The sequence below is a fragment of the Paenibacillus sp. GCM10027630 genome (genome assembly GCF_042676305.1).
GTDB lineage: Bacteria > Bacillota > Bacilli > Paenibacillales > NBRC-103111 > Paenibacillus_S.
Map to the genome: position 1 here is coordinate 1 of NZ_JBHTGY010000061.1, position 525 is coordinate 525.

Here is a 525-nt window from a genome sequence, read left to right on the forward strand (position 1 = left end):
TCTGGTTAACGGATATCACTTACGTGCCGTGTCGTGAAGGCCGCTTGTACCTCGCTAGTGTAATGGATCTATACACGCGTAAAATCGTTGGCTGGAAGCTCGGTGACAGGATGACAGAAGACTTGGTGCTAGCTGCGCTAGATCAAGCTTATGAGTCCAAGAAGCCACCTAAACGACTCATACATCATTCTGATCGAGGCTCACAATATGCCTCGAAAGCATACCGTGCCCGACTTAAGAAGTATCGCATGAAAGCTAGCATGAGCCGTAAAGGAAACTGTTACGATAACGCCTGCATCGAGTCTTTCCACAGTGTGCTGAAGAAAGAGTTTATTTACTGTACAAAATTTCGGACTAAGGCACAAGCACAGCAAGAAATGTTTGAGTATATTGAACTCTTTTACAACCGTAAGAGAATTCATGGTTCTTTGGGCTATGTTTCACCGGATCAATACGAGGCCATGTATTACAAAAAGGTTGTGTGATATCTCTTATTTGAGTGTCTACTTTCTTGACAGAGATCCA

Annotated in this window: 1 protein-coding gene; it reads left to right on the forward strand. The window is 43.6% G+C overall.

Annotated elements, in window-relative coordinates:
- Window positions 1–485 (forward strand): IS3 family transposase (locus tag ACFQ0C_RS31615; protein ID WP_379372858.1); only part of this gene is annotated, 485 nt, incomplete at its 5' end.
- Window positions 486–525: the final 40 nt, after the last annotated feature.